The 3,830-nt window shown below is 65.6% G+C and carries 5 protein-coding genes; 1 reads left to right on the top strand and 4 read right to left on the bottom strand.

From position 1 onward, the window contains the following. Positions 1 to 45 precede the first annotated feature (45 nt). The 3 genes from AC1D00_RS31105 to AC1D00_RS31095 form a co-directional block, all read right to left on the bottom strand. On the bottom strand, positions 46 to 282 hold the full coding sequence (locus AC1D00_RS31105) for a hypothetical protein (protein ID WP_027548366.1): 237 nt from the start codon (positions 280 to 282) through the stop codon (positions 46 to 48). A 518-nt stretch (positions 283 to 800) separates the two neighbouring features. Further along, complete coding sequence (locus tag AC1D00_RS31100) at positions 801 to 1,148, bottom strand: hypothetical protein (protein WP_477013291.1); 348 nt, start codon at positions 1,146 to 1,148, stop codon at positions 801 to 803. 195 nt (positions 1,149 to 1,343) lie between these two features. Next, entirely contained in the window at positions 1,344 to 2,279 is a 936-nt protein-coding gene (locus tag AC1D00_RS31095) for an OmpA family protein (RefSeq protein WP_477013290.1), read from the bottom strand. Between the two features lie 161 nt (positions 2,280 to 2,440). Here AC1D00_RS31095 and AC1D00_RS31090 point away from each other — a divergent pair, with 161 nt between their 5' ends. After that, positions 2,441 to 3,247, top strand: a complete 807-nt coding sequence (locus AC1D00_RS31090) for a lytic murein transglycosylase (protein ID WP_477013289.1) — start codon at positions 2,441 to 2,443, stop codon at positions 3,245 to 3,247. A gap of 198 nt (positions 3,248 to 3,445) precedes the next feature. Here the strand turns inward: AC1D00_RS31090 and AC1D00_RS31085 are convergent. Then, a partial coding sequence (locus AC1D00_RS31085) for an SDR family NAD(P)-dependent oxidoreductase (RefSeq protein ID WP_477013288.1) occupies positions 3,446 to 3,830 on the bottom strand: 385 nt, incomplete at its 5' end.

Here is a 3,830-nt window from a genome sequence, read left to right as displayed (position 1 = left end):
GTTTTTCTGTTGTGCTGATGCTTGGCGTGTCCCGCGGACACCGGCCTACTTCTTCTTCACCCCCACCCGGTCGAGGTTCTTGATCGCCAGCGGCGGGCGGCCGGACTTTTCGGCGATCTCGCGGTCCTGCTCCATGATGAAGCCACGGGCGGGCTCGTCGCCCTCGAGGCCTCCGAGCAATTCCGCAGGGACGCGCCGGTTGGAGCGTTGGGAGCCGTCCTCATAGACGACGTTGAAAAAGGCGAATTCGCCTTTGGGATTGGTTCCGGGTTTCTTGGCCATGGCCGCTTGTCGTCGATAAGGGCGCAGCAGTCAAATGGCTTTGGCGGTTGTCGACATCCGCATCGAGCCGGCACTGCGAGCCTGCTGCTGCACCAATCGGTGAAATTTGCTTGTCGGGGTGGAGGCGGGACGCGCTCGCCAGCGATCTGCTGCGACCCCTCCCTCAATAAACGGCGGGCCGAAAAGCCCGCCGCTTATTTTGGGTCTTCAGCGTCGCCCGGGGCTGGCGGGGCGACAACCTAGGATAGAATATTATAACCTGCGCCATGCCGTGGCAAGATAAATCGCGGTAGCGTTGGTGTCGCGGCGAGCGCAGCAGATCTGCGTCGGTTGTGACCGCAGTTCCGATGTGTGCCGAAACAATTGCTTGGACCATCGAATCACTTTGTTCATCTTGCTGCTCTCGCGATGCAGCGAGAGTTGCATGCTTGTAGGAACTCGCGTTCGGCTGCACGTCTTCCGGTTTGCGTGCGGACAATGTGATCCGTCGGACGAGTTCCATCTTCTCTGCGCGCACCTCAACGCAAGCGCCTGCGCTGCGCCAGTTCCTGGACGGCGAGCGGCGATTGGTGTCCGCCGCCGCGACCGCTATCGTCGTCCTTGCGTCCCTGCGCCATGATCGCGCTGCCCATCGCGGCGGAACCGAAAGTGATGAGGAACGAGGCGAGCAGCACAACAAGTGCGATGCCGCCTGCGCGGTCGGCGAGGATCAGCTCGCGCAGATGCCCGGGGTTGAGCCAGAGCAGGCCGCCGACAAGAAGCGCCGCGGCGCAGGCGCCGATTGCAAGGTTGATGGCGAGCAGGCGGAAGAGGGGGATGCGGAGCAGGGCGGGGCGGGTTGGTCGAGGCTGCTGATGTTCGGGCATGGCGGTTCGCCTTATGCTGACTCAACGCACCACTGACGGCGCCGCGCGAGCATCGATACTATAGCGGTAACTCTCTCATCCGTCATTCCGGGGCGCGCGTTAGCGCGAGCCCGGAATCCATTTACCCGCCAACTCTGCCGCTCGATGGATTCCGGGTTCGCCCTTCGGGCGCCCCGGAATGACGAGCGTTGGGCGTCACGGCGCCACCAGCTCCACCCGCCGGTTCAGCGCGCGGCCGGCGTCCGTTGCGTTCGGGCCGACCGGAGCCAGCAGGCCGACGCCGGCGGTGCGCAGCCGCGCCTGCGCGATGCGAAAACTCTTCACGAGCTCGGCGGCGACTGCTTCGGCGCGGCGCTTCGACAGGTCGAGATTGTACTCATAGGCGCCCTGGCTGTCGGTGTGGCCGACGATGAAGACGCTGAGCTGCGGCTGGCTCGTCAAGAGCTTTGCGATCTGCTCCAGCGTCGGGCGGCTCTCGGGTTTCAGCACGGCCTTGTCGGTGTCGAAATAGATGCCGTAGAGCGCGATGTGGCCGGTCTCGCCAAGACCCTTGGCCATCGCGGCGGCATCGACCATCTTGTTCGCGATGGCGCCGAGCTCGGCGACGGTGACCTGCGCATAGATCTCCTGGTTGTTCTGGCTGACGATGACGCTGGCATAGGTCTCGCGCCCGCCCTCGCTCTTGCGGCCGGCAAAGTAACGGTAGTTGAAGCCGTCGACCCACATTTGCGGGATCGGCAGCGCGTCGACGCTTTCCGTGAAGGGAATGGCGCCGCAGGCCTCGGTGTCGCAGGCAAGCAGGGTCTCGAAGCCGGCCTTGGCGAGCTGCGTCTCGAAATTGCGCGACACTTCCAGGATCGAAGGGCCCGGATTGGTGCGATAGGCGATGCGGAAGACGCGCCCCTCGAGCCGCCGCGCATCGGTCGGCTGGCCGTCCCTGAAGGCTGCCGCCTGCATCCGCGCGGCGTCAAAATCCTTCACGACATAGCCGGTGATGACGCTGCCGGCGAACCGGCCGATGCCGGGATAGTCGCGGCTGCCGGCGACATCGCGCGTCTGCGCGGTGGCGGGGTTGACGGTGTGGAACGAGAGCAACGCGAGGACAGCAAGCATCCGGTACGGAATGGGCATGGTCATCTCGATCGGTTGGGGACGGGGGTTGAGCGCTGCTCCTTAGTCGCACCCAGGGCATGACGGGTTCTGGCGAGGTTTTGCCGCTTTGACGTGAATCCGGTTCCCGGGCATGATCGCGGGCCCTGCCTTCCGCGCACCTTCCACGAGGATTTTCCGAGATGTCGAGACTAGCCCTGGCCACCGCTTTTGTCGTCTGTCTGGCCGGCGGCCCGGCTGAGGCCGCGCGCTGCGGCGGCGACTTCAACAGCTTCGTCGCCAGCATGGCCGCGGAAGCGCAAGGAGCCGGCGTCTCGGGAAACGTGACCAGTGCGGCGTTCAGCGGCATCACCCAGGACGGCGCCGTGCTCGCCTTCGACCGGCGCCAGCGCTACACCTTCAACAAGAGCTTCGAGCAGTATGTTTCGACCCGCGTCGGGCCGGGCCGCATCAATGGCGGCAAGGCGCTGTTGCAGCGTCACGCCGCGCTGCTCTCGCGCATCGAGCAGCAGTTCGGCGTGCCCCGCTACATCCTGGTTGCGATCTGGGGGCTGGAGAGCGATTTCGGCAAGGGCGACATCGGCAAGCTGCCGGTGATCCGCACGCTGGCGACGCTCGCCCATGACTGCCGCCGCACCGAGCTGTTCCAGGGCGAGCTGCTCGCCGCCCTCAAGATCGTGCAGCGCGGCGACCTGCCGCTGCGCGACCTGATCGGCGCCTATGCCGGCGAGATCGGCCAGACCCAGTTCCTGCCGTCGTCCTACATCAAGTACGGCGTCGATTTCGACGGCGACGGCCACGTCGACCTCCGCCACAGCGTGCCCGACGTGCTCGCCTCGACCGCGAACCTGCTCCACACCAGCGGCTTCAAGATGGGCCAGCCCTACGGCGAAGGCACCGCCAATTTCGAAGCGATGCGGGAGTGGAACAGGGCGGTGATCTATCGCAAGACCATCGGCTATTTTGCCGATCGGCTGGCGGGGCAGTGAGGGTGCGCTGCTGAGAGGCGGAGCGCATGCGCCACACACACGGTGTCATCGCCCGCCTTGTGCGCAATTGCGCACTGGGGCGGGCGATCCAGTATTCCAGAGAKGGCAGTGATTGAGCCGAGAGGCCGCGGCGTACTGGATKCCSCGCTTTCGCRGGGMATGACAGCGGAGGGTGAGGCCGCGCTATTGCGCACCTGACTACTTCGCCGTCCCCTTCGCCATCTTCTCCAGCCTCCGCTGCAACGGCGCCCAGTAGGTCCCCGGGCGGAAGCGCTGCAACAGGTCCATGAAGCGGGCATCGTTGCCGATCAGGATGCGCGGCTCGTTCTTCTCGATGCCCTTGATGATGCGCAGCGCGGCGTCCTTCGGCGTGGTCTTTGCTGCGTTCTCGAACCGCTCGATCATCTGCGAGCGGCGGGCATTGTCGGTGACGCCGACCCCGGTGCGCGAGCTGCGCACGATCGAGGTGGCGACGCCGCCGGGATGCACGACCGACAGTCTAACGGGACTTTCCGCCACGGCGAGCTCGTGCCGCACGCTCTCGGAAAAGCCGCGCACGGCGAACTTGGCCGCGGCGTAGGCC

The organism is Bradyrhizobium sp. P2_E8, from assembly GCF_056403875.1.
Note: the sequence above shows the minus strand (reverse complement) of the source record. Positions and strands in the feature narration are given on the sequence as shown.

Bases quoted from the DNA above. Each gene is read 5' to 3' on its own strand.
- AC1D00_RS31095 (WP_477013290.1), bottom strand. From the start codon at position 2,279: ATGCCCATTCCGTACCGGATGCTTGCTGTCCTCGCGTTGCTCTCGTTC.
- AC1D00_RS31105 (WP_027548366.1), bottom strand. From the start codon at position 282: ATGGCCAAGAAACCCGGAACCAATCCCAAAGGCGAATTCGCCTTTTTC.
- AC1D00_RS31100 (WP_477013291.1), bottom strand. From the start codon at position 1,148: ATGCCCGAACATCAGCAGCCTCGACCAACCCGCCCCGCCCTGCTCCGC.
- AC1D00_RS31090 (WP_477013289.1), top strand. From the start codon at position 2,441: ATGTCGAGACTAGCCCTGGCCACCGCTTTTGTCGTCTGTCTGGCCGGC.